General features: G+C 63.4%; 27 protein-coding genes and 1 tRNA gene. 15 read left to right on the top strand and 13 right to left on the bottom strand.

Features of this window, described 5'->3' with window-relative positions; all coding sequences use genetic code 11:
- Window positions 1–26: 26 nt before the first annotated feature.
- The 4 genes from OIK40_RS09405 to OIK40_RS09390 all read left to right on the top strand — a co-directional run bounded on the left by OIK40_RS09405 (window position 27) and on the right by OIK40_RS09390 (window position 4,425).
- On the top strand, window positions 27–1,535 hold the full coding sequence (locus OIK40_RS09405) for a flavin-containing monooxygenase (RefSeq protein ID WP_273678069.1): 1,509 nt from the start codon (window positions 27–29) through the stop codon (window positions 1,533–1,535).
- A 163-nt stretch (window positions 1,536–1,698) separates the two neighbouring features.
- Window positions 1,699–2,460, top strand: a complete 762-nt coding sequence (locus OIK40_RS09400; RefSeq protein ID WP_273678068.1) for a competence/damage-inducible protein A — start codon at window positions 1,699–1,701, stop codon at window positions 2,458–2,460.
- A gap of 68 nt (window positions 2,461–2,528) precedes the next feature.
- Complete coding sequence (locus OIK40_RS09395) at window positions 2,529–3,506, top strand: polysaccharide deacetylase family protein (protein WP_273678164.1); 978 nt, start codon at window positions 2,529–2,531, stop codon at window positions 3,504–3,506.
- Between the two features lie 7 nt (window positions 3,507–3,513).
- A complete protein-coding gene (locus tag OIK40_RS09390) occupies window positions 3,514–4,425 on the top strand; it encodes a GNAT family N-acetyltransferase (protein ID WP_273678066.1) in 912 nt (303 codons plus the stop codon).
- Here the strand turns inward: OIK40_RS09390 and OIK40_RS09385 are convergent.
- The 6 genes from OIK40_RS09385 to secE all read right to left on the bottom strand — a co-directional run bounded on the left by OIK40_RS09385 (window position 4,414) and on the right by secE (window position 7,208).
- Window positions 4,414–4,710 (bottom strand): hypothetical protein, encoded by a 297-nt coding sequence (locus OIK40_RS09385; protein WP_273678064.1) that lies wholly within the window; start codon window positions 4,708–4,710, stop codon window positions 4,414–4,416. The two genes, OIK40_RS09390 and OIK40_RS09385, sit on opposite strands and share 12 nt — an antisense overlap.
- A gap of 205 nt (window positions 4,711–4,915) precedes the next feature.
- On the bottom strand, window positions 4,916–5,608 hold the full coding sequence (rplA, locus tag OIK40_RS09380) for a 50S ribosomal protein L1 (protein WP_273678062.1): 693 nt from the start codon (window positions 5,606–5,608) through the stop codon (window positions 4,916–4,918).
- Between the two features lie 4 nt (window positions 5,609–5,612).
- A complete protein-coding gene (gene rplK, locus OIK40_RS09375; protein ID WP_273678060.1) occupies window positions 5,613–6,044 on the bottom strand; it encodes a 50S ribosomal protein L11 in 432 nt (143 codons plus the stop codon).
- 135 nt (window positions 6,045–6,179) lie between these two features.
- A complete protein-coding gene (locus tag OIK40_RS15050; RefSeq protein ID WP_309557523.1) occupies window positions 6,180–6,302 on the bottom strand; it encodes a hypothetical protein in 123 nt (40 codons plus the stop codon).
- Window positions 6,303–6,388: 86 nt separating this feature from the next.
- Window positions 6,389–6,925, bottom strand: coding sequence for a transcription termination/antitermination protein NusG (nusG, locus tag OIK40_RS09365; RefSeq protein ID WP_273678058.1), 537 nt, complete (start codon window positions 6,923–6,925; stop codon window positions 6,389–6,391).
- A 52-nt stretch (window positions 6,926–6,977) separates the two neighbouring features.
- Complete coding sequence (secE, locus tag OIK40_RS09360) at window positions 6,978–7,208, bottom strand: preprotein translocase subunit SecE (RefSeq protein ID WP_273678057.1); 231 nt, start codon at window positions 7,206–7,208, stop codon at window positions 6,978–6,980.
- A gap of 293 nt (window positions 7,209–7,501) precedes the next feature.
- Between secE and OIK40_RS09355 the strand changes: the two genes are divergently transcribed.
- The 9 genes from OIK40_RS09355 (at window position 7,502) to OIK40_RS09315 (ending at window position 15,448) form a co-directional block, all read left to right on the top strand.
- A complete protein-coding gene (locus tag OIK40_RS09355; protein WP_273678055.1) occupies window positions 7,502–9,025 on the top strand; it encodes an alanine/glycine:cation symporter family protein in 1,524 nt (507 codons plus the stop codon).
- A 269-nt stretch (window positions 9,026–9,294) separates the two neighbouring features.
- Window positions 9,295–10,743, top strand: coding sequence for a tyrosine-type recombinase/integrase (locus OIK40_RS09350; RefSeq protein ID WP_273678054.1), 1,449 nt, complete (start codon window positions 9,295–9,297; stop codon window positions 10,741–10,743).
- A gap of 139 nt (window positions 10,744–10,882) precedes the next feature.
- Complete coding sequence (locus OIK40_RS09345) at window positions 10,883–11,272, top strand: BRO-N domain-containing protein (RefSeq protein ID WP_273678052.1); 390 nt, start codon at window positions 10,883–10,885, stop codon at window positions 11,270–11,272.
- 586 nt (window positions 11,273–11,858) lie between these two features.
- Window positions 11,859–12,647, top strand: a complete 789-nt coding sequence (locus tag OIK40_RS09340; RefSeq protein ID WP_273678050.1) for a hypothetical protein — start codon at window positions 11,859–11,861, stop codon at window positions 12,645–12,647.
- A gap of 78 nt (window positions 12,648–12,725) precedes the next feature.
- A complete protein-coding gene (locus OIK40_RS09335; RefSeq protein ID WP_273678049.1) occupies window positions 12,726–12,998 on the top strand; it encodes a hypothetical protein in 273 nt (90 codons plus the stop codon).
- Between the two features lie 133 nt (window positions 12,999–13,131).
- Window positions 13,132–13,326 (top strand): hypothetical protein, encoded by a 195-nt coding sequence (locus OIK40_RS09330; RefSeq protein WP_273678047.1) that lies wholly within the window; start codon window positions 13,132–13,134, stop codon window positions 13,324–13,326.
- Between the two features lie 146 nt (window positions 13,327–13,472).
- Window positions 13,473–13,655: a hypothetical protein gene (locus OIK40_RS09325; RefSeq protein ID WP_273678046.1), complete on the top strand. Its 183-nt coding sequence runs from the start codon at window positions 13,473–13,475 to the stop codon at window positions 13,653–13,655.
- 33 nt (window positions 13,656–13,688) lie between these two features.
- Window positions 13,689–14,471 (top strand): FkbM family methyltransferase, encoded by a 783-nt coding sequence (locus tag OIK40_RS09320; RefSeq protein WP_273678045.1) that lies wholly within the window; start codon window positions 13,689–13,691, stop codon window positions 14,469–14,471.
- A 302-nt stretch (window positions 14,472–14,773) separates the two neighbouring features.
- Entirely contained in the window at window positions 14,774–15,448 is a 675-nt protein-coding gene (locus OIK40_RS09315; RefSeq protein WP_273678044.1) for a recombinase family protein, read from the top strand.
- Window positions 15,449–15,539: 91 nt separating this feature from the next.
- Here OIK40_RS09315 and OIK40_RS09310 read toward each other — a convergent pair whose 3' ends face one another.
- Window positions 15,540–16,643, bottom strand: a complete 1,104-nt coding sequence (locus OIK40_RS09310) for a glycosyltransferase family 4 protein (protein WP_273678043.1) — start codon at window positions 16,641–16,643, stop codon at window positions 15,540–15,542.
- 218 nt (window positions 16,644–16,861) lie between these two features.
- Window positions 16,862–16,937, bottom strand: a tRNA-Trp gene (locus OIK40_RS09305).
- Window positions 16,938–17,017: 80 nt separating this feature from the next.
- Here OIK40_RS09305 and aat point away from each other — a divergent pair.
- Window positions 17,018–17,776: a leucyl/phenylalanyl-tRNA--protein transferase gene (gene aat, locus OIK40_RS09300; protein WP_273678042.1), complete on the top strand. Its 759-nt coding sequence runs from the start codon at window positions 17,018–17,020 to the stop codon at window positions 17,774–17,776.
- On the opposite strand, the gene OIK40_RS09295 is transcribed toward aat, so the two are convergent.
- From OIK40_RS09295 to OIK40_RS09280, 4 genes are all read right to left on the bottom strand, one after another.
- Window positions 17,674–18,213, bottom strand: coding sequence for a DUF2155 domain-containing protein (locus OIK40_RS09295; RefSeq protein WP_273678040.1), 540 nt, complete (start codon window positions 18,211–18,213; stop codon window positions 17,674–17,676). The two genes, aat and OIK40_RS09295, sit on opposite strands and share 103 nt — an antisense overlap.
- An 8-nt stretch (window positions 18,214–18,221) precedes the next feature.
- Window positions 18,222–18,662: an NADH:ubiquinone oxidoreductase subunit NDUFA12 gene (locus OIK40_RS09290; protein ID WP_273678039.1), complete on the bottom strand. Its 441-nt coding sequence runs from the start codon at window positions 18,660–18,662 to the stop codon at window positions 18,222–18,224.
- Between the two features lie 194 nt (window positions 18,663–18,856).
- Window positions 18,857–19,366 carry a DUF192 domain-containing protein gene (locus tag OIK40_RS09285; protein WP_273678038.1) on the bottom strand — a complete coding sequence of 170 codons (510 nt, stop codon included), beginning with the start codon at window positions 19,364–19,366 and terminating at the stop codon, window positions 18,857–18,859.
- Complete coding sequence (locus tag OIK40_RS09280; protein ID WP_273678037.1) at window positions 19,360–19,914, bottom strand: regulatory protein RecX; 555 nt, start codon at window positions 19,912–19,914, stop codon at window positions 19,360–19,362. Before OIK40_RS09280 ends, OIK40_RS09285 begins: the two co-directional genes overlap by 7 nt.
- A gap of 230 nt (window positions 19,915–20,144) precedes the next feature.
- Between OIK40_RS09280 and OIK40_RS09275 the strand changes: the two genes are divergently transcribed.
- On the top strand, window positions 20,145–21,878 hold the full coding sequence (locus OIK40_RS09275; protein WP_273678035.1) for a fatty acyl-AMP ligase: 1,734 nt from the start codon (window positions 20,145–20,147) through the stop codon (window positions 21,876–21,878).
- 350 nt (window positions 21,879–22,228) lie between these two features.
- On the opposite strand, the gene OIK40_RS09270 is transcribed toward OIK40_RS09275, so the two are convergent.
- Window positions 22,229–23,410 carry a Gfo/Idh/MocA family protein gene (locus tag OIK40_RS09270; protein WP_273678033.1) on the bottom strand — a complete coding sequence of 394 codons (1,182 nt, stop codon included), beginning with the start codon at window positions 23,408–23,410 and terminating at the stop codon, window positions 22,229–22,231.
- Between the last annotated feature and the right edge of the window lie 320 nt (window positions 23,411–23,730).

The raw sequence follows: 23,730 nt of genomic DNA, 5'->3' as shown, positions 1-23,730 counted from the left end.
TCAACAAGGGAGAGAGAGGGCCCGTCATGCTTGCCACACCGCCAGATTTCGACGTGCTGATCGTCGGTGCCGGAATTTCCGGCATCGGGATGGCAGCGCACATGGAGATGAAGGCACCGCACCACAGCTATGCCATCGTCGAGCGTCGCGACAATCTTGGCGGGACGTGGGATCTGTTCCGCTATCCCGGCATCCGTTCGGACAGCGACATGCATACGCTGGGCTTCGATTTCGAACCGTGGCGGCATGAAAAGAGCATCGCCGACGCGCCTGCGATCCTCGAATATCTCGACCGGATCGTGGATGAACGCGGCATCCGCCAGCACATCCGCTTCGGCCACAAGGTCATCAGCGCCGATTTCCGCCACGACGAGGCGCGCTGGCACGTCGAAATGGAGCTGAAGGACGGATCGCGCACGCATGTCACCGCGAATTTCCTCTATCTCGGCTCGGGCTATTACGATTACGACGAGCCCTATGATGCGGGCTTCGATTTCGGCGAATTCGAAGGCCAGGTGATCCACCCGCAATTCTGGCCCGAGGATCTCGATTACGCGGGCAAGAACGTGGTGGTGATCGGCTCCGGCGCGACGGCGGTGACGATCGTGCCGTCGATGGCGAAGGATGCCGGGCACGTGACGATGCTCCAGCGCACGCCGACGTGGATGTTCACCCGCCCGGCGAAGGACTGGATCGCCAACACCCTGCGCAAATTCCTGCCAGAAAGCCTCGCCTACCGGATCACCCGGTTCAAAAACATCAAGATGCAGGATTTCAGCTTCAAACTGGCGCGCGACAATCCGCAGAAGGTGAAGGACGCGCTCTACAAGAAGATCGAGAAGGCGCTGGGCCCGGATTACGACAAGGACACCTTCACCCCGCCCTATAATCCGTGGGAACAGCGCCTGTGTCTGGTACCCGACGAAGACCTGTTCAAGGCGATGAAGGCCGGCAAGGCCAGCGTCGTGACGGGCCATATCGCCAAGTTCGAAAAGGGCGGCGTGCGGCTTGCCGACGGGCAGTTCCTGCCTGCCGATATCGTGGTGACCGCGACGGGCCTGAAACTGGCGGTGGCAGGCAAGATCGCCATCAGCGTCGACGGCGAGCCGGTCGCGTTCAACGAACGCTTTTATTACAAGGGCTGCATGTTCTCGAACCTGCCCAACCTTGCGGTGGTGTTCGGTTATCTCAATGCCAGCTGGACGCTGCGGGCGGACATCAATTCCGATTACGTCTGCCGCGTGCTCGAACACATGCGTAAGACCGGCGCATCCATCGCCACCCCGGTGCTGACGCCGGAAGAAGAAGCGAAGATCGTCGAGGACGACGTGTTCGATTTCTCGTCCGGCTATATCCAGCGCGGCAAGCACATCATGCCGCGCAACTCGATCAGCTATCCCTGGCGCCTGAATCAGGAATACGTGGTCGATCGCAAGCGCATGAAGGACGATCCGCTGACAGACGGTTTCCTGACCTTCACCAAGCCGGGCGCCAACGCGCAGCGCGGCGAGGAGCAGCTGGAGGCGGCTGAATGATGTGCGCAGCCCCTCCGGGCGGCGATATCCTCGCTCACGCGACCTGAAGGTCGCATCGCTGCGGGCGGCCGGTCGGCCTTGCGGTTGCTGACGCAACCGGTTCTTGTGCCACCGGCTGCTGTACGCGCTTGAGACGATCAGACGAAGCGCCTAATCCCCTCTCATGACCTCTCCCGAAAAAATCTGGACCGCCGGGCTCATCGTCATCGGCGACGAAATCCTCTCCGGCCGCACGCAGGACAAGAACATCGCACAGGTGGCGAGCTGGCTACAGGTGCAGGGCATCCGCCTGGCCGAGGTGCGGGTTGTGCCGGACGTAGAGAGCCGCATCGTCGAAGCGGTCAACGCGCTGCGAGCAGCCTACGATTACCTGTTCACCACCGGCGGGATCGGCCCGACCCATGATGACATCACCGTGGACGCGGTCGCCGCGGCGCTGGGCGTGCCGGTCGTCATCCACCCCGAAGCGCGGGCGCTGCTCGAACGCTATTACGCCAGCAAGGGCGGGCTCAACGAAGGTCGCCTAAGGATGGCGCGGGTGCCCGAAGGCTCGGAGCTCATCCCCAACCGCATGTCGGGGGCGCCGGGCATCCGCCGCGGCAACCTGTTCCTGATGGCGGGCGTGCCGCACATCACCGCCGGCATGCTCGACGCGCTCACCGGCCAGCTCGAAGGCGGCGCGCCGCTGCTGTCCGAAACGATCGGCTGCTGGGTCGCCGAAAGCGAGGTTGCCGATCTGCTGCGACAGGTCGAAGCCGAGCACGAAACCTGCCAGATCGGCTCCTATCCGTTCTTCCGCGAAGGCCGGGTGGGGGCGAATTTCGTGGTTCGCTCGACCAGCGCGGAAGACCTGAAAAGCTGTTGCGACGCCCTTAGCGACGGGCTTTCCACCCACGGACACGACTGCACGCCAGGCGGCATCTGACGCGTTTCGGCGCAAAAAGATACATCATCACGGGCTCTTAACCCTTTGCCTTTAAGGTATTGGGCGTGATGACCCGTGTATTCCTCACCATCGACACCGAGTATTCCTCGGGGCTCTATACCGGGCCGGGGTCGGCCGACCGGGCAGAAAACTATACCCGCTCGATCGCGTGCCTCACACCCGAAGGTCCGGCGGGCATCCCCCACAAGCTCGAATTGCTGGCCCGCCACGGGCAGAAAGCCGTGTTTTTCGTCGATCCGATGCCCGCGCTTGTCTGGGGCGTCGCGGCGATAGAGGACGTGGTCGGCCCGATCGTCGCTGCCGGGCAGGACGTGCAGTTGCATTGCCACACCGAATGGCTCGAACTTGCCGGTGCCGCCAATCCGCTGCGATCCCGGCGGACGGGCAAGAACATCGCCGATTTCCCGTTCGAGGATCAGTGCGCAATTCTCGAATATGCCCGACGCACTCTGGTGGCGGCGGGCGCACCGGTCCCGGTCGCCTTTCGCGCGGGCAATTACGGTGCCGACGATGCAACGCTGCGGGCGCTGGCGCATATCGGCATCACCTATGATGCGAGCCATTGCCCGGCCTTGACCGACGGCGTGTGCCGGATCAGCCTGGGCCCGAACGATCGTGATCCGGTGCTGCACGAGGGCGTGATCGAGGTTCCGGCCGGCACAATCGGCACCATCAGCGGCGGCCAGCGCCACGCCCAGATCACCGCGCTGACGCTTGCCGAAATGCTCGCCGCGATCCGCCATGCGCGCGATAGCGGGCGGGAAAGCTTCACGCTGGTGAGCCACTCCTTCGAACTCATCAACCGTCGCAAGCTTGCGGTGAACCGCATCGTGCGCCGCCGCTTCGCCGGACTGGTGCGCAGCCTGGCAACCATGCGCAGGATCGAGACCGGGAACTTCCGCGACAATCCGCCTCCGCTGGCCACGCCCGGCAACCCGAGCGAGCCGCTGCCCGCCAGCACGATCCGCACCGGGATGCGGCTGGCCGAGCAGTTTGTCTCGAACACGCTCTACGGCGCGCTTTAGGGGCCGCATGATGGCCGCAGCGCAGCGCGTTCCGATCGATTTCACCATCGGCGCCCGCCGTCTGCTGGCGGTGCCGCGCACAATTGCGACATGGAGCTTCGGGCTTGAACAGGTGCTGGCAAGCGACCTGCCCGAACCGCCCGATCCCGGCCCCGACGGGCTGCGCGTCCTTTCAGCGCCCAGCGATCGGCTGACCGCGATCACCGCGCGCTATCCCGGCTTTCTCGCAGGCGGACGGCAGGATTATCGGCGCCACTATATCGACATGGCGGGCAGTTTTGCCGACTATCTCGCGCGGTTTTCGGGCAAGACCCGATCGACCCTGCGGCGCAAGGCGCGCAAACTGGCCGAGGAGACCGGCGGTTACACCGTGACCGAACACCGCACCCCTGCCGAGATCGAAGCCTTTCTTGCCGCCGCGCTACCGCTGTCGGCGCGCACCTATCAGGCGCGGCTGCTCGATGCGGGGCTCCCCGACAGTGCGGCCGCACGGCGCGCAATGATGGAAGCGGCGGAGGATGGCCGGATGCGCGCCTTCCTGCTGCACGCGGGCGGAAGCGCCATCGCCTATCTGTCGCTGCCGGTAACCGGGGCGACGCTGGTCTATGCGCATCTGGGCTATGATCCCGACCATGCGCGCCTGTCCCCCGGGACGGTGCTGCAGATGGATGCGCTCGAGCGGTTGTTTGCCGAAGAACGTTATCGGTGGTTCGACTTCACCGAAGGCGAAGGCGCGCACAAGGCGATGTTCGGCACCCACAGCGCCGCCTGTTCCAGCCTCGTCTTGCTGCGCCCGACGCTGGCCAACCGGGCGCTGCTGGCCTCGCGCGGGGCGTTTGATAGCGGCGTTGCACAGGCCAGAACGCTGGCCGAACGTTCCGGGATATTGGCGCGGATCCGCGCCGGACTACGCGCCTGATCCGCTATCGCCGTCATCGGCCTGATCGGCCGCGCTGCTGCGGTTGCTGAGCTGCTGGCGGAACCGGTCGAGCATCATCCGGCGTTCCGAAGGCCGGTCTCCGCCGAGCAGGCCGAAACGCAAGACGAAATAGAGCCACAGCGCGGCAATCACGCCCAACAGCGCACCTGCGGCGATGCCGAGCCTGAGATCGTAATGCAGAATGAGCGCAACAGCGGCGAACGCGAAGCCGATGACAAACCACTTGGGATCAAGATACGACCCGTCGTCGGGTGAAACGGCCATTAACGGTCCTTTTGTTCTCGAAAACCGCGCGGCGAAGAGAGGGAGAGAAGCCCGCCCGGCTATCCCGATAAAGTGGCGCTGCGGGGCGAGAAATCAAGGGGGTAATCGACGCAAGCCGCAAACGAAAGGGCCGGAAAGCCAACCGGCTCCCGACCCTTCGTTCTGTGCAGAAAGCCGGGCGCAAAAAACGCCCGCTTCGTCTGGCTTAGGCGCCTTCGACTTCGCCGAGGTCGACCTTGAGGCCGGGGCCCATCGACGACGTCACGGTGACCTTGCGGACATACTTGCCCTTGGCACCCGACGGCTTGGCCTTGACCACCGCTTCGGTCAGCGCCTTGAAGTTGGCCTTCAGCGCGTCATCGGAGAAGCTGAGCTTGCCGATGCCCGAGTGGATGATGCCCTGCTTTTCCACGCGGAATTCGACCTGACCAGCCTTGGCGTCGGTCACGGCCTGCGCCACGTTCGGGGTCACGGTGCCGAGCTTGGGGTTAGGCATCAGGCCCTTGGGGCCGAGCACCTTGCCCAGACGACCGACGATGCCCATCATGTCGGGCGACGCGATCACGCGGTCATAGTCGAGGTTGCCGGCCATCATGTCTTCCATGAGGTCTTCCGCACCGACCTTGTCGGCCCCGGCGGCCAGCGCCTTTTCGGCATTGTCGCCGCGCGCGAACACCGCAACCTTCACGTCCTTGCCGGTGCCCGAGGGCAGCGACACCATGCCGCGCACCATCTGGTCGGCGTGACGCGGATCGACGCCGAGGTTCATGGCGACTTCGACGGTTTCGTCAAACTTGCCCTTGAACTGGCGCAGGGTGGCCAGCGCTTCTTCGACCGAATAGAGCTTCTCGCGATCGAGACCTGCGAGCACCTTTGCCTTCTTGGTAATCTTCGCCATCGGATCAGCCCTCCACCACTTCAAGGCCCATCGAACGGGCAGAACCCTCGATGATGCGCATCGCCATGTCGACGTCGTTGGCGTTAAGATCGGCCATCTTGGCTTCCGCGATTTCGCGGATCTGGCTCTGGGTCACCTTGCCGGCGACAACCTTGCCCGGTTCCTTCGAGCCCGACGACAGCTTGGCGGCCTTCTTGAGGAAGTAGGACGCGGGCGGGGTCTTGGTGATGAAGGTGAACGAGCGATCCGCATAGACCGTGATCACGGTCGGGATCGGCATGCCCTTTTCCATCTCCTGCGTGGAGGCGTTGAACGCCTTGCAGAATTCCATGATGTTGACGCCGCGCTGACCCAGCGCCGGGCCGATCGGCGGCGAGGGCGTTGCAGAGCCCGCGGGCACCTGCAGCTTGATATAGCCTTCGATTTTCTTGGCCATGAGGCCTTACTCCTGTCGCACTGTTGCCCGGCTGTTTCCATCCGGGCTCATGTTAAGCGGTCAAACGCCCCTGCTGCGTGCATCACAGGGGCTCCCGCACGGAATCACTACCCCACGGGCAGCGAAGGCGCGCGCTTAGTCGGGCGGGCCGAGAAAATCAACCGAAACCGCGCGCGCCAAATCTCGGGGCGGACGCAGTCCCTTGGTGCGGCTGGTGAGGTGGAAGCGGTGGCACAGCGCGCACTTGTAGGTGCGCAAGGGAACCTCCGCCGCCAGCGCCGCCGCATCCGCCGCTTCGCGCGTCGCGAAGCGCCGCTTGCGCTGACAGATGCCCGGGCGGGTTTTTACTTCGCGAGTTCCACTTGCTCGAAATCGAGCTCGACCGGGGTCGCGCGGCCGAAGATCGAGACCGACACCTTGACCTTGGCCTTGTCGAAATCGAGCTCTTCCACGATGCCGTTGAAGCTGGCGAACGGGCCGTCGAGCACCTTGACCGAATCGCCGATCTCGTAATCGACGCTGATGTCGCGCTTGGGCGCGGCCTTGGCTTCTTCCACCCCGCCGAAATAGCGCGCGGCTTCCTTTTCGGAAATCGGCTGCGGCTTGTTGCCCGAACCGAGGAAGCCGGTGACCTTCGGCGTGTTCTTGACGAGGTGGTAGATGTCGTCGGTCATGTTCAGCTTGGCCAGCACATAGCCGGGCATGAACTTGCGTTCGACCTGAACCTTCTTGCCGCGCTTCACTTCGGTCACGGTTTCGGTCGGGACCTGCACGTCCTCGACCCCGTCCGACAGGCCGAGCCGATCGGCTTCGGAAATAATCGCGTCGCGGACCTTGTTCTCGAAACCCGAATAAGCGTGGATGATGTACCAGCGAGCCATGGTGTGTCCTTGGAAATGCGTCTGACGGGGCAAGCCCGGAGAAAAGCGGGCCTTACTGCAGCAGGCCGATCGCGGCGCGCACCAGCGCTCCGAACACGCTGTCGATGCCGAGGAAAAACAGCGACAGGATCAGCATGAAGATGAACACGAAGATCGCCGTGCGGACGGTTTCCTCGCGGGTCGGCCACACGATCTTGCCGGTTTCGGTGCGCACCTGGCTGACGAATTCCGCCACCGAGGTCTTGCGCTTCTTTTCTTCAGCAACGTTTTTCTGTTCGGCCATGATAGCCCGGTTCCTTCGCGATAGCCTTGCATCTTGCCCGGCGGCTTTCAGGTAGGGGTCCGCGCCGTCCGGGACAAGGTCGCCGGAGGGGCCCAATGATTGCCGATGTCGGGAAGACGCAAGGCTCTTACGCGCGGCCCGCGGCAAATGCAAGATGATGCACGCGTGCATCAGCCGGGGGGCGATGCGGAAAAGCGTGGCTGCGGGACTAGGCAAGGCCACACGCGGCCTCTAGCGTGCGCGGCCGACACAACAGGGTCATAAAGACCACACAAATTCGGGGATCACGATTTATGGCAGCAGGCCAGCCCGCAACCTTCGACGAAGTGCTGCTCGGCCCCGTCACCAATGTGGCGGATTTCATCTGGGGCGGAACCTGGGACGGGGTGCAGGTCATCCCGATACCCCCGCTGGCGGTGCTGCTGCTGGGTGCGGGCCTGTGGTTCATGGCGGGCCTGCGCTTCTATCCGGTGACCAAACTCGGCGCCTCGATCAAGGGGCTGTTCGCGGGCCGCAAGGGCGAAGGCGCGGGCGAAATCAGCCCCTTTGCCGCACTTTCCACCGCGCTTTCTGGACAGGTGGGCACCGGCAACCTCGCCGGGGTGGCCACCGCAATCGCGCTGGGCGGGCCGGGGGCGATCTTCTGGATGTGGATTACGGCGCTGTTCGGCATGGCGCTCGCCTTCGCCGAAGGCAGCCTCGCGATCCGTTACCGCGAAACCACCAGCGACGGGACCAAGCGCGGCGGCCCGATGAGCTACATCATGCTCGGCCTCGGCCCGAAATGGACCTGGCTGGCGGTATTCTTCTGCGTCGGCACACTGATTTCGGCGCTGGTCACCGGTAACGGCATTCAAGCGAACGCCGTGGCGGATAGCTTCAACGAGCTGTTCGGCATGGAGGAATGGGTCGCCGGCCTGATCGTTGCGGGCGCGGTGTTCGTCGTCATCATCGGCGGGATCAAGTCGATCGGCCGCGTCGCCGAAAGCGTCGTGCCGTTCATGGCCGCCGCCTACATCGTCATGGCGATCCTCGCGATCCTGCTCAACCTGCAGGACATTCCGGAAACCTTCCAGCGCATCTTCCACGGCGCGTTCAACCCGCAGGCGGCAAGCGGCGGTTTCGTCGGCGCGGCGGTGATCCTGGCGATCCGGGCGGGCGTTGCGCGCGGGCTGTTCTCGAACGAGGCGGGTCAGGGTTCGACCCCGATCGCGCACGCCGTGGCGCAAACCGACGATCCCGAACAGCAGGGCCGCATGGCGATGCTCGGCACGTTCATCGACACCATCGTGATCTGCACCATGACGGCGCTGGTGATTCTCACGGTCGAAGGCCCCTTCACCCATGGCGGCGAAGCGGTGAAGCACGCGTGGCAATCCGATCTCAACGGCTTCGCGGTGACCAGCGGTGCCTTTGCCGCGGCGTTCCCCTATCAGGTCGCCGCAATCCCGATCGGCACGCTGATCGCGAGCATCGCGCTGATCCTGTTCGTGTTCACCACGCTGCTGACATGGAGCTATTACGGCGAGCGCGCGATCACCTTCATCTACGACCGCATCCCGGGCTCGACCCGAAGCGGGGAAAAGCTGCTGCACATTGGCTGGCGGGTGCTGTGGTGCGTGGGCATCTATGTCGGGGCAAGCCGCGAATCGGATCTGATCTGGCGCATGGGCGACATTGCCAATGCGCTGATGGTGCTGCCCAACCTGCTGGCGCTGCTGCTGCTGTCGGGCGTGGTGTTCAAGTTGGCCCGCGGCGAGCGCAAGGCGGGCAAGGATTTCCACGCCGAAACCCCCGAAGAGCCCGAGGAATACTGATCAGGCGACAAACCTGCGCGCGGTGACGGCGGCATGACCGCCGCACGCGCGGCCGGGCGCCGCGATCGAAAACCGTAAATGCGGGAAAGTCGCGGCACGCAAGGGCTGCGGAAATACCGGCGCTTGGCAGGGGTGACAGGAGCCCGAGACAAGCACCCCTTAACGCCTTGAAACCTCACGAAACCCTTGTATTTCAGAGGCTCTTGGACCACAAAGCTGGCCCACAAAGCTGGCCCACAGAACTGGCCCACAGAGAATCGGAGACAAAGGTGGCGACCTTACAGAACAGGCACAACAAGTGGCGGGCGAAGGTCCGCATCCCCAAGGCCCTGCAGGACCGCCACGGGGGCCAAGAGTTCCTCCAGAAGACCCTCCGTTCCCTCGACAAGCCCTCTGCCAAAGCAGAGGCGGAAGCGTGGGAGGCGGGGCTCCGGGCCGAATGGGCCGCACTCTCGGGCACCAGCGCCACCACCAGCGCGGCCCTGCGGGAGGTGTATGAGGCGGGGCGGAAGGCTGCGCTCATGGGCGAGTACGTCCTGATCACCGACACCGAGGATGATCCAACCGAGGCCGGGATCGAGCACGAGATCGACAAGATTGCGGATCAAGCCGAGCGGGACCGGCTCACGGCAGCTGCTGAAGCGCGGCTGAAGGGCCTGCAGGACGCCCTCAAGGAACTGCGGGGCCAGAAGGTGGAACCGCGCCGGGAGCTCGAGCCGAGCTTCTCGGAGCTCGCCGACACCTATGTGAAGCTCTGGGCCACGCAGGGCGGGCTCAAGGAAAGCAACACCCGCCAGCAGAAAGAGGCGACCTTCCGGCTCTTTGCGGGCTACTGCGGGAACCGGCCAATCCGGGCCGTGTCCCGAGCGGATGCGGCTGGGTTCATGGACGCGCTGCGGAGGCTCAATCCTCTGTGGTCTCGGTCGCCCAAGAGCAAGACCATGACGTGGGCGGAGATTCAGAAAGAGCACGGAGGGAACGCGACCGGCTTGTCGGCATCCACGCTCAATCGCCACGCCACCACCCTGCAAGAGCTTTGGCGGTGGGCGGAGGATCGCGGGCACTGCGAGGGCAAGAACCCCTTCACCGGGCTGCACCAGAAGATACGCCCCGGGAAGAACCTGCTGGGCTACCTGCCGTGGACCGTCGACGAACTGCAGCGGCTCTTCTCTCCCCCGCCCAGCCGCGCCGACCTTGCCGAGGTCATGGTGGTCGCATTGCACACTGGCATGCGCCTGAACGAGATCGCTTCACTCACGCTGGGCGATATCCGCGAGGCGGAGGGCGTGACCTACATCGAGGTCAAGGACGCCAAGACCCCCGCCGGTAACCGGCAAGTCCCCCTGCACCCCCGCATTGCATGGCTGGGCAAGCTCAAGGGCACGCCGGATGCGCGGGTGTGGCCCGGGTTCAATCCTGAGGGCCCGGGCAAGAAGCCGGGGCAGGATGCGAGCAAGGAGTTCTCCCGCTTCAAGACTTCCCGGGGGTTCACCGAGCGGCGCAAGACGTTCCACTCGTTCCGCAAGAACGTGACCAAGATCATGGAACGCAAGGGAGTGCCTGAGAACGAATGGGCTCAGGTGCTGGGCCACGAGCGCGGGTTCACTTATCGCGAGTACAATCCCGACGGGGTCACGCTGGCCCGCAAGGCGGAGCTCATCGGACTTATCGAGTATCCGGACGTGACCTTCCCGGGACCGCTGGTGAAGCGGACCTAGCCTCCCCAAAAATGGCCCATCCGACCCGCGGTTTTCTGCGGGTTTCCACCATGCGTAGCGTCCCGAGTTTTACGCCGAGCTAGGGCAGTACCGGACCTGTCAAACGCGGGACGCTAAGGGGCCTTGCAAGTGGCGGCTGGTGGACGGTGCAATTAGCACACCCTCTTGGAGAAAGAACCTCCGCACCATCGAACTCGACGGGGAGCCGTGGTTCCACGCGGCAGACGTCTGCCGGTGCCTCGGACTGGATGTACGGCGGGGCGTCTATATGTACACGAACCGCTTGCATGAGGACGAGAAGCAGCTGGTTACCCGCAGCCAGATTGCGGGTAGCCTTGGGGATAGCCCTTGGCCGCACCGGGGAGCCACCGTGCTGTCCGAGAGTGGCCTCTACAAACTGATCCTCCGCAGCGATAAGGACACCGCCCGTCCCTTCCAAGATTGGGTGACGAAGGAAGTCCTGCCCGCGATCCGTAAGACCGGCGAGAGGATTGACCTGCAAACGAATGAGAAATCAGGGCGTTTCTAAAACAGAGCAATTAGCACACCCTCTTGGAGAAAGAACCTTCGCGGCTGGTGGCGCGGCGGGACAGATTCAAGGCACCGGAGAACCCCGAAGACCCGTGGGAAGGGGGGGTAGGGGGGGAAGGGCATGTTGGTACTCTATGGGTACCTGTAGGTGTACTCTGGGTTCTACCCCATCCATACCCACCTCAATCCCTATGTTGGTACCTTCCGGTGTACCCTAGGCTCTACCTCATCCACACCCACCTCATCCCCAATGTCAGTACCCGTAGGTGATCCTTAGGTAGAGACGGGGGCGGGGGTCGATATATCCGCACCTGTCGCCACCGACGGTGCCTCTTCAGTTCCCACAGTTCCGTCGCGCTCCCCGCAGGTGGGTCGAGCGCACGGTGGGCCTCGCCCTGTCTGGCTGCTTTCGGGCCATGGGTGGCGGGGCGGGGCCCAGAACCTCACCACACACCCAAGCCCGAACCCCATCCATCCCTTCAATCTACCGGCGGTGCCCTCGCGGGCCCTGTCGGCACCCCAGCGCCGTGGCTGGGTCTCATCCAACGCGCTGGCTCACGGCACCAGCATTCGGAAGGTCCATCATGGACAACACCACCACCGACCGCGCCCATCTGGTCGTGGACACCACCGGCTCCGACTTCGAGCCGACCAGCTACGACATCGCCCCCGAGGATCGGGAGCTTGCCGAGCGTCTTGCCCAGTTCGACCCGCTCGCCGTGCCGAGCCCCGTGAAGCTCACCGGCGGCGGCGCGTTCAACGCCCCCGAGCGTTTCTCGGTCTCCATCCTGCCCCCGGACAAGCGCGGCGGAATCGAGGCCCAACTCGCCCGGGTACCCGCTGACCAGCGCGCCCAGCGTGAGCATGAGCTTGTCCTTGAGGCCCTCAAGGCCAACAGCGTCAACATCCGGATCAAGGCTGGTGCGGGTGAGGGCGCGAGCCCGGTCGAGCGCGAGCGGCTCCTGATCGCCCGTGAGGTCTATGACCTCGAGAACGAGGAGACCAGCATCTACGCGCAGCTGGCAGAGGTTCACCGCTGGGTGCCCGTCTTCGACGAGAATGGGGCGCGTGTGATCGACCCCAACACCGGCCAGCAGAAGGTGCAAGCGGTCGAGGTTGTGCAGGGCGACCGGCGCAAGGCCATGGAAGCTCGCGTTGCCGATATCCGCCGCCAGATCGAGCTCCTCGACGGGTTCGAGGGTGATCGCCGTCTGCAACGCGCCCTCAAGGTCACCGTCGAGGCCGAGAAGGCCCGCCAGCAGCAGCTGGAGGAAGGGCAGGAGGCTCGCCGCAGAGCGGACGAGATCAACCGGGATATGCGGGTCGAGGCCAAGGCACAGACCTACGCCAAGCACCGGCGGAGCGCCCTGTGACCGCCCTCGGTGCCGCAATAATCGGGGCGGGGCTGGGCCTCTTGCTCGACCCGCTCCGCGCTCTCTTGCGAGGATACCATGCGTAGCCGCCCGCGTGTCTGGCGGGGCGGGATCAAGGCCCCCCGCCGCACAGCGCCCCACGTTCCCCCGCAGTGCCGCGAGGTGCCTGTGGAGGTCATGGGCGTGGGCCCGGGCCTGCAGCGTGTCGACATCATCGCCGACCAGCACCAGCCGCGCCCTGCAGCGCCCCCGCCGGTGCCTGAGGGTGAACGGTGGGAGACCATCGAGGACGCCCTCTCCGCAACCAAGGGCCCGCCCCGTCCTGACCCATGGGACCGGCTGACCCGCTGACCTGACAGGGAGACCCCCGCCATGAGCATCGACCTATCGCTTGGCCGTGACTGTGGCGGGGGCATCCCTCCGCTCTGGGCCGATATCCACGCCCTGCAATCCATCAACCCCAACCGAAAGACCACGAAGACGAATGAACACCGCCAAGGCCGTCACCGGCCAAGACCCGCAGCGCCTGTCGCTGCGTGAAGCCATCGACGCCAAGTGCAAGGCTTGCATCTACGACGAGACCGAGCCGGGACGGTGGCGACAGCAAGTCGCCGCCTGCACGGTGACCAGCTGTCCGCTTCACCCTGTTCGACCGGTGCCGAGGCTTCGGGAAAAATAGGCGATTGAGGCCCCGGAAGGCCACCCAGACGGTGGCTTTCCGGAAGGTCGCTCGCTTCCCGAGGGTAATCACACCCGACCGCACCTGACGTCATTCGAAAGCCACTGTGGCGGTGGCTTTCCCATCCACCACCAACGGAGCACCCCATGTCCCAGACGAAAACCTGTGGCACCTGCAAGGAGACCAAGCCGGTCTCCGAGTTCTACCGCCGGGGCGGCGGCAAGCCGGGTTACCGGTACCGCTGCAAGGCCTGTGACAAGATCGCCCGCCGCAAGGGCCAGATAGCCACGGCTTCAAACGAGCATTGCGGACATTCAAAGCAAAGATAAAATGCTGACAACTTTGCAAAGGGGGACGCTTCGGTGGCATCATTGAAAGAACGGCTTGTTGGAACTCAGATTGGGCGTTGGCTGTCGGCCGCTCGCGACATTGTTTCGCTGATCCGTACCCCCCGTGTTGCTCTAGGCACGACCGTCAACGACCAGTTGGCTCCTCGACTTCTTGCCCAACTTTGCCGACCAAACGAGGTCTTCGTCGACGTAGGCGCACATATCGGTTCAGTGATCGCAGAGGTGCGTCATTACTGCCCAAGCGCACGGATTGTCGCTTTCGAGGCAATGCCGGACAAGGTTGCATGGCTGATCCGCAAGTTCCCGACAGTTACGATTCACTCGTGTGCGTTATCCGACCAATCGGGTGAGGCTGAGTTTTTCGTCAATCTTAGCCAAAGTGGCTACAGTTCGCTTGCAGAGCAAAAGGGAAGCGTTCGTCGGATCACAGTCGCCATGAAACGGATGGATGACTTGCTCGACCAGGCTGATTTGATCAAGATTGACGTTGAAGGTGCGGAGTTAGGCGTTCTTCGGGGTGCAGCACGGCTCATTGAGAAGTGTCAGCCACTGATCATGTTTGAAAGCGGACCCGGCAATGTTCTTGGATTTACAAAAGAGGATATCTTTAGCTTTTTCTCTGATCGGGGTTATGGCTTGCTCGCACCCAATCGGCTCGCACATACCGGTGGTGTGATGACCCTTGACGCTTTTCTCGATAGCCATCAGTACCCACGAAGGACTACCAATTATTTTGCGGTGCCCATAACTAGACTTAACGAGTTCAGGGCTAGGGCCGCCTCAATTCCTCACTGAAAAAGACTGACATGGTGATCCGTCGCTCCCGGTGAAGAAATCCGAAGCGGGAGGCGCAGGAGCGTGAACGCCACGTTTCCCCCATAGGGGGCCCTCCGCTTCCCGCCGGTGTCCTGTGGGGTGCCCCGTCGTTCCTGTATCAAGGGGGCAACCCGGGGCCGCATCATGGAGCGGGATTGTGTGGCGGGGCGGTTGAGTCCAACCGATTCTGGGCTGCGATCAGTTGAGTGACACCCCACTTTTCCTGCTGTTCCAATCTGCCTAAAGAACGTCAGACAGTTTGGAACAGTGAGGGTTCACCGATGAAAGCCGTTGCCTACTACCGCGTATCGACCGCCGCTCAGGGCCGCTCGGGGCTCGGGCTTGAGGCCCAGCGCATGGCCGTTGCCGAGGTGTGCAAGGCCCGGGGGCTGGAGATCATCGCAGAGTTCACCGAGGTGGAGAGCGGCAAGCGGGCCGACCGCCCAGAGCTTACCGAGGCCCTCCGCCGCGCCAAGCTCGCCGGTGCCACGCTGGTGGTCGCCAAGCTCGACCGCCTGTCCCGCTCGGTGGCGTTCCTGTCGACCCTGCAGGACAGCGGGGCAAAGTTCATCGCCGCCGACATGCCCGAGGCCAACGAGCTCACCGTCCACATCCTTGCCGCCGTGGCCCAAGCGGAGCGCAAGGCAATCTCCACGCGCACCCGGGAGGCCCTCAAGGCCGCGAAGGCCCGGGGGGTGAAGCTGGGCAACCCGAACGGGGCCGCGCCGCTCCGGAAGGCTGCGAAGGGGAACGTGGCAGCGGTGGATGCGGTCAAGGCCGGGGCTGCTAGCCGCGCCCGGGAGCTTGCGGCGGAGATCGAGGCCGTAAGGGCGGCGGGAGCTCAGAGCCTGCGGGAGATCGCTCAGGCATTGAACGAGCGGCACATCGAGGCACCGAGGGGAGGCAGCTGGCATCCTTCGGGGGTCAAGCGGGTGCTGGAGCGGCTGGGGGCCTGAGCCCCTGCCCTTTTCGAGCGTGTTATTTCAGTAATACACTCGCCTGACGCCCTGCTTTTTCCGAGGCGTTCCGATTGGGCGACAATCAGAATTATCCTGCGCCTTTACCGGTCATAACCTCATTGGAACGCGTGGATGCGGCAGAAAAACAAGCAGTTTCAAAAATATCCACAGCATCATCCCACGTATAATTTGAGACGGACTCTACAGCTCGTGCCGACAGGCGCGCCCAATGTTCATCGTCTTGATCAGCCATGGCAATAATGGCTTCAGCCATCTCTTCTGGCCCGAAGGAATCTAGGAGAATGCCATTGTGACTAGTGACGACGATATCTGGCCCTGCTCCGGCTTTGGTGGCAATCACCGGAGTTCCAACAGCCATAGCCTCAATGATCGGCAGCCCAAATCCTTCAAGCAAGCTTGGAAACAACCAAGCAGTACAACTTGCGTATATCTCGTCTCGCTCCTTATCGCTTGGATCGGCAGCGAACTCTACAAAAGAGGGCAGGCTTTCAGGTTTCTGCCTGCCAAAGCAAACCACCGTCAGATTGGGTCGGGCATCCTTTGCAATTTTCAAAGCAGCGAGCGCCAGATCCATGCCTTTCGAAGAAAGGCTGCGATAAGCAAAGCCGATCTTTGGTTGCTTGGGTCTCGTCCTACGCAAAGGTTGAGAGGCAGAGGATGACACTGCGTTCTTCATCACGAAGATTTCAGCTCGCTCATTCTCACTCCTTATCATCCCAGCCAGAGCATTCGTGAGCGTCACAAAAACAAATGGATAACGCCATGTTGGGACAAGGCGCTCAAACGGCATATTGGGAGCTCCATAATCCTGCATGAAGTATAGCTTCCCGCCAGCACGGGCCGGAAGGGCGGCCACCCAGTGAGCAGTTTCAAACCACGTCGCGATAATAACGTCGGCTTCTGGAACATCAGTGGATCTTACCGGAGTTTGAGGTCTTAGATAAACTAATGATTGCCCGAGTTGATCAGCGTACCCTCTTTGAGGATCTTTCAAGCGAAGCTCTCCCTTCTTCAGAAAGTCTCTGATAATAACTCTGGGCGATCTCCATGTTCTTTTCGGACAAAGTAGACGGACCTCGTGACCGCGCTGCTGAAGCAGCAAGGCGATCTTGACGATTACCTGACATCCACCAGAAAAGTCGTTTGCCGCCAACATGAACGTAATCTTCATGTGCCCCCCTTCTTTGCGCGCCATCCTTGATGAAAGGTTATGGCCTGCCGAGACGGCTCTTGGATAGACCCCTCGACCAAAGAATCGACTACTCGAAGAGCATTGCGCGCAGGAGCACGCCCATACCTCTTGTGGCATACGAGACTGGACCACAAAGCTGGCCCACGCGGGCCACGCCCATCCCCGCAAGGGGTTGAAATATAACGATTTTGGGAGGTTGGCAGGGGTGACAGGATTCGAACCCGTGGCCCTCGGTTTTGGAGACCGATGCTCTACCAGCTGAGCTACACCCCTGCAGCGCGTTGGAGCGGTGCCTTTATCGAAGGCGCGGGGGATAGGCAATCCTCTTTGCCGTCTGTATTGTGCGGTGCAAGATGCACGCCCCCTTGCGCCCTCCCATCCCGGTCGAAACCCTGCTGCTTGCCTATCGCAGCGGCATCTTCCCGATGGCCGACAAGCGCGAGGATACCGAGGTGTTCTGGGTCGAACCGCGCGAACGGGCGATTCTGCCGCTGGACGGGCTGCATGTCTCCAAAAGCTTGCGCAAGGTGCTGCGCGCCGATCGCTTTACCGTCACCGTGGACCGCGCTTTCGAGCAGGTGATCCGCGCCTGCGCCCAGCCGCGCGAGGATCATCCCGAAACCTGGATCAGCGAACGCATCGTGCAAAGCTATATCGGCCTGCACCGCGCGGGACACGCCCATTCGGTGGAATGCTGGCAACCGGGCGACGACGGCACGCCCGAACTGGTCGGCGGGCTTTATGGCGTGTCGTTTGACCGGGTCTTCTGCGGCGAGAGCATGTTCAGCCTCGTCCCCAATGCCAGCAAGGTCGCGCTGGCGTGGCTGGTGGCGCTGCTGGATCGGGCGGGCTTCTCGCTGCTCGACTGCCAGTTCATGACCGAACACCTGCGTTCCATGGGCGCGGTGGAGATTCCGCAGCGCGAATACCGGCGGCGGGTGGAACAGGCACAGGGCCGTCCGCGCACCAGCCTCGGCACGGCGTGGCGCGCGTTCAGCGAAGCGGGCGATTATGCCGCCGGGGTCGGGGCCGGTAACGGAGACGCGGAGGGCGCAGGAGCGGCGGCCTCTCCCGGCCAGCGCATCGCGCAATTCTTGACCCAGACATCATAGACCGGATGTTCGACGACGTTGAGGCTGGGCGATTCGCGGAACAGCCAGCCTGAAAACACGCGGCGGTGTTCCTGCTGTCCGCGCTCGCGGATGTCGACCTGCACGAACGCCCCCGTCTCCTGCGGCAATTCCCACGGCGCGGTACGCTCGCAGGCCGACAGGCGGATGATCACCGGGCCAAGCTCGGCGCTCTCGCCGGGCTTGAGCGTGATTTCCTCGGACACGTTGTTGCGTTTGTTGAGCAGGCCCAGCGTCGCCACCCGATCCTGCATCGGCGTCGCGCCATTATCGTCGACCTCGCCGCTTTCCGCGCCGGCCGTGGCGGCGGGTGCAGGCGAATCGAGCCGAACGCCCTCGGTCTCGGGCTCACCCGCCTTGTCGCAAGCGGCGAGTGACAAAGCGCAGACCAGCGGCGCGGCAAGGGGGATAAGCCGCATGACGCGCCTCAGCCCTCGGCGCTCCCCGGGGTCCAGGCTTCGTAATCGCCCACCGCGCGGGCGCGCTGGCCGCCGCGCTCCAGCGCACCTTGCGGGAGATAGGCCTGCGCGGTGCCGGTGGCGTTGGGGGTGTAATCGGCCTCCCACACCTTGGGCGCAGGCAGGTGACTTTCGGGCACATCGTCATAGGTGCCGTGCAGCCAGCCGTGCCATTCGGCAGGCACCCGGCTGGCATCATTGGCGCCGTTATAGATAACCCAGCGCTTCTCGCGCTGCGTGTAGGACCCGTTATTGGCAGTCCCGCCGGCTTTGGCCTTGCTCTTTGAGCGGTAATACTTGTTGCCGGCCCCATCGGTGCCGACATGCTCGCCGCCCACGCGGCTGGCCCACAGGTGCGTGCCGATCGTGGCACCATCCCACCAGGTGAAGATCTTTGCGAGGATTCCCATGGACGCGCGCCTAGCCGAATTGGATCAGGTCGCCAAGAAGGGATTGGAGGATCAGAACCGGTTCGGCCCGCCAACGGACGGGCCGCAAGGCCGGCTGGCCGCCCGCAGCGATGCGGCCTTCAGGCCGCGTGAGCGAGGATTTCGCATCGCGGAGGCGATGCGGAAAACGAGAACCCACGCAGTTGGGCACGCAATCAGGGAAGCGTGTAAATCACCCGATCTCCCGGGACGATACCGAGTTCCTTCGCCCGGCCGGCGCGCAGTTCCAGCACCGCGCTCGCCGCCCCGTCCGATGACACCGAATCGAGCGAATAGGGGACGGTGTCGGCCGCGATGTTCGATATCCGCCCGTCCGGCCCGACGAAAATGATGTCGAGCGACAGCGGCGTGTTCTTCATCCAGAAACTGCGCGGTTCGGGCACGACCGAGGGAAACAGCATCCCCTCATTATCGCCCAGTTCGGTGCGGAACATCAGCCCGCGCGCCTGCGCCTGCGGGCTGGCGGCGAGTTCAACCCGGAAGGGCAGCCGCTTGCCGCCGCGATCGACCACCAGATCGATCACTTCCAGCCCCGAAACCGGATGACGCGGGCTTTCCCCGCTCGCTTCTGCCGGTGCGGGGGCCTGCGCCTGCGCCGTCGCGCTTTCGCCCGGCGAACATGCCGCCAGTACCGCCATGCCTGCCACCAGCCACAGTCTTACCATGATCCCTCGCACCCTTCCTCGTCGGCGGCCTCTTCGACCCACGCCTCCACATCGTCCGGCTCCGCTGCATCAAGGATGAACCGCACATGTTCGTAATCGTGGCCCGCGCGCAGCATTGCTGCAACGGCTTTTTCGCGGGCCTTGCGAATGTCGAGGGGATCGGCGTCACCCTCCGCGCCCGCACCAAAGGGGCCGAGCCGCCGCTTGCGCGCCATCAGCGCGGCGGCGCGGCGGCTCGCGGCTTCGCCCGGCGCGGTTTCGGTGCGGATGGCCTCGTCCACCCCTGCGGCCCACAATGCCTGATCGACCCGCCGTGCGCCGTAACCTCGCGCGCCAAGATCGCGCGTGCGCATCCGGGCATAGGCGGCATCGTCGACATAACCGAGCGCAATCAGCCGGGCGACCAACGCAGGCACGTCGATCCGCACCTCGCGTCCATCGGCATCAATGGCGGTTCCGCGCTCCTTGAGCTTGCGCGCAAGATAGGCTTCGAGCCGCGCGCCGGTGCTGGCGAAACGCGCGACATAGGACAGCGCCAGATCGCGCAAAGCCGTCTCATCGAGCGGCGGTTTTGCCCCTTTGCGCCCGCCGGTATCACGACCGCGGGATGACGAATTCGCTTTACCTGAAACCATTTCGCCTTATTCGTGCCACCTTCCTACTTAAATGCGAACCTCAGGATCGCGCCGGACTATGACTGGCGAAACGGGGCTACGCTAGAGCGCAAGCGAGGCATCGCCTCGGAACGCGCCGTAACTGACGGGTATCGTTGAAAAATATGACCGACGCCGTTTTGACGCCGACGCCGAATGACTGCGACCTGCCGCGTTTGCGCGCGCAATTCGCAACCTTCAACGAAGCGATCGACTACGCCGCGAAAAGCCGCAAGGGCCTTAATTTCCACGACATGCGCGGGGAATTGGCGCGAGTCTATCCCTATGCCGAAATGCGCGAGGATGCGCTGGTGATGGCGCGCCGTCTGATCGCGGCCGGGATCCGCAAGAAAGACCGCGTGGCGCTGATCGCGGAAACCGGGGCCGAATTCGCCGCGCTGTTCTGCGCCTGCATCTATGCGGGTGCCTGGCCTGTGCCGCTGCCGCTGCCGACCACCTTCGGCGGCAAGGAAAGCTATATCGATCAACTCGCCGTGCAGTTGATGAGCTCGGACCCCAAGCTGCTACTCTATCCCGGCGAAATCGGCGAAATGGCGTCCGCGGCCGCCGCGCGGCAGGGCTGCGCGAGCGAGAGCTGGCAGGATTTCGCCCTGCGCCCCGCGCCCGATTGTGACCTGCCCGAAGCCTCGCCCGACGACATCTGCTACCTGCAGTATTCCTCGGGCTCGACCCGTTTCCCCACCGGGGTGGCGGTGACCCACAAGGCGCTGCTGCACAATCTCTACGGCCACTCGACCACCATGAACCTTGGCGAGAATGACCGCTGCGTCAGCTGGCTGCCGTGGTATCACGACATGGGTCTGGTCGGCTGCTTCCTGTCGCTGATCGCCAACCAGGTTTCGGCCGATTTCATCAAACCCGACGCCTTTGCGCGCCGTCCGCTGGCGTGGCTCGACATGATCAGCCGCAATCCGGGCAACACGCTGTCCTATTCGCCGACCTTCGGTTACGACATCTGCGCCCGCCGCATTTCCAGCCAGAGCAACGTCGCCGAACGTTTCGATCTGTCGCGCTGGCGGATCGCGGGCAATGGCGCGGACATGATCCGGCCCGACGTGATGCAGAACTTCGTCAATGCCTTCGCGCCGGCAGGGTTCAAGGCTTCGTCCTTCACCCCGTCCTATGGCCTTGCCGAAGCGGTGTTGGCGGTGACGGTGATGCCGCCGGGCGAAGGGATCCGGGTCGAACTGGTCGAGGAAGAGCGCCTGTCGGGCGCCCCGCGCGATCTTTCGCGTCCGGCCCGCTACCGCGCGATCGTCAATTGCGGCAAGGCGCTGCCCGACATGGAAGTGGCGATCCGCGGGGAAGACGGCGCCGCGCGCGGCGATCACCAGATCGGCAAGGTGTGGTGCCGCGGCCCCAGCGTGATGCATTCCTATTTCCGCAATCCCGAAGCGACCGCAGACTGCCTTCAGGACGGCTGGCTCGACACCGGCGACATGGGCTACACCGCCGATGGTTATCTGTTCATTGTCGGCCGGGCGAAGGACATGATCATCATCAACGGCAAGAACCACTGGCCGCAGGATATCGAATGGGCGGTGGAACAGCTGCCCGGCTTCAACCATGGCGACATCGCCGCCTTTTCGATCGAGATGGAAAACGGCGAGGAAGCCCCGGCGGTGCTGGTGCACTGCAAGGTCAGTGATCCGGAAGAACGCGTGCGCCTGCGTGACCAGATCGCCGACAAGGTGCGTTCGGTCACGGGCATGAGCTGCATTGTCGAACTGGTCCCCCCGCGCACCCTGCCGCGCACCTCGTCCGGCAAGCTGTCGCGGGCCAAGGCGAAGAAGCTGTACCTCGCAGGCGAAATCGTCCCGATCGCGCTGGCGGCGTAAGGCTTCCACCGCCCCGCGCTCGACGTCCGCTTTCGGGCAGGCTGAAGGTCAGCTAGGCACGACGCCAGCGATCGTAGCTCTACTCCGAGATCCCGAGTGATCGGCTGATCTCCCCCGATCCTTTTTCCCTGCGACAGCCGAAATTCGGCCTCACGCAGCATCCCGATAATCTGTTCTGGCGTTTATTTCTTCCGTGCCATCCTCCAGCTCCTTTCAAGCCGTAAATAGCCGAAATCCTAACTCTCAAAACCGACCACTTCTCAGGGGGCAGGTCACGGACGCGCTTAAGCGCAGCCCGGCCCTACTGTCTTCCTTGTCATTCATTGCCTTGTCTGATGTCTGACCGCACTTCATCCACCTTGGAGCACTGGACGCGGCCCATTGACAAGTTTTCTTGCCTTGGCCTGAGCGGTGAGCACCAGTTCGGCGGCAAGTAGGGCCTGAGCCTGATTTTGAGCGACCTCTGTCCGCTCCACCACGTCCGAAACGAACTGCGGACCGAACGGGAGTGGCACATTGCTGCAATCGATGTAGCTGGTGCCCTTGCTGTCAGCCAGAAAGAGGTGGTCTCCACCCGGGCGGCCCTGAATGTCGACGTACTTGCGCAGTTCGATGTAGCCTTCGGTGCCCAAGATGAACAAGCGCCCGTCGCCCCAAGTCGGCAGACCGTCAGGCGTGAACCAGTCGACCCTGATATAGCCGGTCCCACCATTGCCGCTCAATGTCATATCCCCGAAATCCTCGAATTTCGGATGGCCGGGCGTGTCCAGATTGCCGATTTGCGATGCCACGACCTGCGCCTCGGTGGACCCGGTGTAAAACAGGAACTGATCGGCCTGATGGCTGCCGATGTCGGTCAGGATGCCGCCATAGTTCTTCACATCCCAGAACCATTCGGGCCGGTTGGGCGCGCTTATGCGGTGTGGGGCGATGTTGACCGTCTGAATCACCCGCCCGATCGCACCGGCACGAACGAGCTCCCCCGCCTTGACCGCAGCGCGCACTTCAAACCGTTCCGAATACATGATGGCGAACTTGCGCCCGGTCTTCGCAATCGCGCGTCGCACTTCGGCCAGCTGGGCAAGGCTGGTGATCCCCGGTTTGTCCGAAAGAAAGTCCTTTCCGGCGCGCATTACACGAATGCCAAGCGGCGCGCGAAGATGGGGAATGGAAGCGCTGACCACGACCTGCACGCTGTTGTCGTCGAGGATTTCGGCTTCGGTGCGTGCAACTTTCACGTCGCCATAGCGGGCGAGATAGGGCGTCAGTTGCCGCGGGTCGCTCGCATTAACCGCCACAAGCGTGCCGCCGCCGCGGATCAGCGCGTCTGTCATCGCGTAGATATGCGGATGGTCGAGCCCGATAACAGCGAACCGCAGCCGGTGTCTGGCGCTGGGGTCGGGGGCCGTTGGCGCGGCATTGGCGGTAAGCACGTTGCTCCGCCCGGTCGATTGTGCGCTTACCGCACCTGCCAGACCTGCTCCGACCATGCCCAGTCCGCCCAGCATCAGGCGGCGATTGATCTTGTCCATACGATTGCTCCTTTGGGGGGCAGGTCAAGATGTCTCCGCCATGCGTTAAAGCTCGCACAAGTGCTGACTGTCAGCAATGGGGTCGCTTCCCGAACGGCAGGTTTCGGTCTGTCGAAGGCAATAGCCGCCGTTTCCTACAGGCGGCCGGACGCGTAGCTTCGGCGTGGCTCTTTCGCATTGCTGCAAGGGTGGTTTCACAACCGCCAGACGCGATTTCGCGCGTTCCGCCACTGTCCGTCCGCTGGGACGGGCAGGGTTTATAGTGCTGAAAATACGACGGAAAACCATATCCCGCAAAGGTGACACGGTGTCACCTTTGT

The sequence above is a fragment of the Erythrobacter fulvus genome, from assembly GCF_028595285.1.
In the GTDB taxonomy this organism is placed as follows: Bacteria; Pseudomonadota; Alphaproteobacteria; order Sphingomonadales; family Sphingomonadaceae; genus Erythrobacter; species Erythrobacter fulvus.
The sequence above is the reverse complement of the archived record's forward strand: the minus strand, read 5'-3'. Positions and strand labels throughout refer to the sequence as shown.

Excerpts from the sequence above, each read along its gene's own strand:
- rplA (WP_273678062.1), bottom strand. The coding sequence starts at position 5,608 with ATGGCGAAGATTACCAAGAAGGCAAAGGTGCTCGCAGGTCTCGATCGC.
- nusG (WP_273678058.1), bottom strand. The coding sequence starts at position 6,925 with ATGGCTCGCTGGTACATCATCCACGCTTATTCGGGTTTCGAGAACAAG.
- OIK40_RS09270 (WP_273678033.1), bottom strand. The coding sequence starts at position 23,410 with ATGGACAAGATCAATCGCCGCCTGATGCTGGGCGGACTGGGCATGGTC.
- OIK40_RS09310 (WP_273678043.1), bottom strand. The coding sequence starts at position 16,643 with ATGAAGATTACGTTCATGTTGGCGGCAAACGACTTTTCTGGTGGATGT.
- OIK40_RS09385 (WP_273678064.1), bottom strand. The coding sequence starts at position 4,710 with ATGGCCGTTTCACCCGACGACGGGTCGTATCTTGATCCCAAGTGGTTT.
- OIK40_RS09355 (WP_273678055.1), top strand. The coding sequence starts at position 7,502 with ATGGCAGCAGGCCAGCCCGCAACCTTCGACGAAGTGCTGCTCGGCCCC.
- OIK40_RS09295 (WP_273678040.1), bottom strand. The coding sequence starts at position 18,213 with ATGCGGCTTATCCCCCTTGCCGCGCCGCTGGTCTGCGCTTTGTCACTC.
- OIK40_RS09330 (WP_273678047.1), top strand. The coding sequence starts at position 13,132 with ATGAACACCGCCAAGGCCGTCACCGGCCAAGACCCGCAGCGCCTGTCG.
- OIK40_RS09290 (WP_273678039.1), bottom strand. The coding sequence starts at position 18,662 with ATGGGAATCCTCGCAAAGATCTTCACCTGGTGGGATGGTGCCACGATC.
- OIK40_RS09285 (WP_273678038.1), bottom strand. The coding sequence starts at position 19,366 with ATGGTAAGACTGTGGCTGGTGGCAGGCATGGCGGTACTGGCGGCATGT.
- OIK40_RS09390 (WP_273678066.1), top strand. The coding sequence starts at position 3,514 with ATGATGGCCGCAGCGCAGCGCGTTCCGATCGATTTCACCATCGGCGCC.
- OIK40_RS09325 (WP_273678046.1), top strand. The coding sequence starts at position 13,473 with ATGTCCCAGACGAAAACCTGTGGCACCTGCAAGGAGACCAAGCCGGTC.
- aat (WP_273678042.1), top strand. The coding sequence starts at position 17,018 with ATGCACGCCCCCTTGCGCCCTCCCATCCCGGTCGAAACCCTGCTGCTT.
- OIK40_RS09395 (WP_273678164.1), top strand. The coding sequence starts at position 2,529 with ATGACCCGTGTATTCCTCACCATCGACACCGAGTATTCCTCGGGGCTC.
- OIK40_RS09405 (WP_273678069.1), top strand. The coding sequence starts at position 27 with ATGCTTGCCACACCGCCAGATTTCGACGTGCTGATCGTCGGTGCCGGA.
- OIK40_RS09340 (WP_273678050.1), top strand. The coding sequence starts at position 11,859 with ATGGACAACACCACCACCGACCGCGCCCATCTGGTCGTGGACACCACC.
- OIK40_RS09400 (WP_273678068.1), top strand. The coding sequence starts at position 1,699 with ATGACCTCTCCCGAAAAAATCTGGACCGCCGGGCTCATCGTCATCGGC.
- OIK40_RS09335 (WP_273678049.1), top strand. The coding sequence starts at position 12,726 with ATGCGTAGCCGCCCGCGTGTCTGGCGGGGCGGGATCAAGGCCCCCCGC.
- OIK40_RS09275 (WP_273678035.1), top strand. The coding sequence starts at position 20,145 with ATGACCGACGCCGTTTTGACGCCGACGCCGAATGACTGCGACCTGCCG.
- OIK40_RS09315 (WP_273678044.1), top strand. The coding sequence starts at position 14,774 with ATGAAAGCCGTTGCCTACTACCGCGTATCGACCGCCGCTCAGGGCCGC.
- secE (WP_273678057.1), bottom strand. The coding sequence starts at position 7,208 with ATGGCCGAACAGAAAAACGTTGCTGAAGAAAAGAAGCGCAAGACCTCG.
- rplK (WP_273678060.1), bottom strand. The coding sequence starts at position 6,044 with ATGGCCAAGAAAATCGAAGGCTATATCAAGCTGCAGGTGCCCGCGGGC.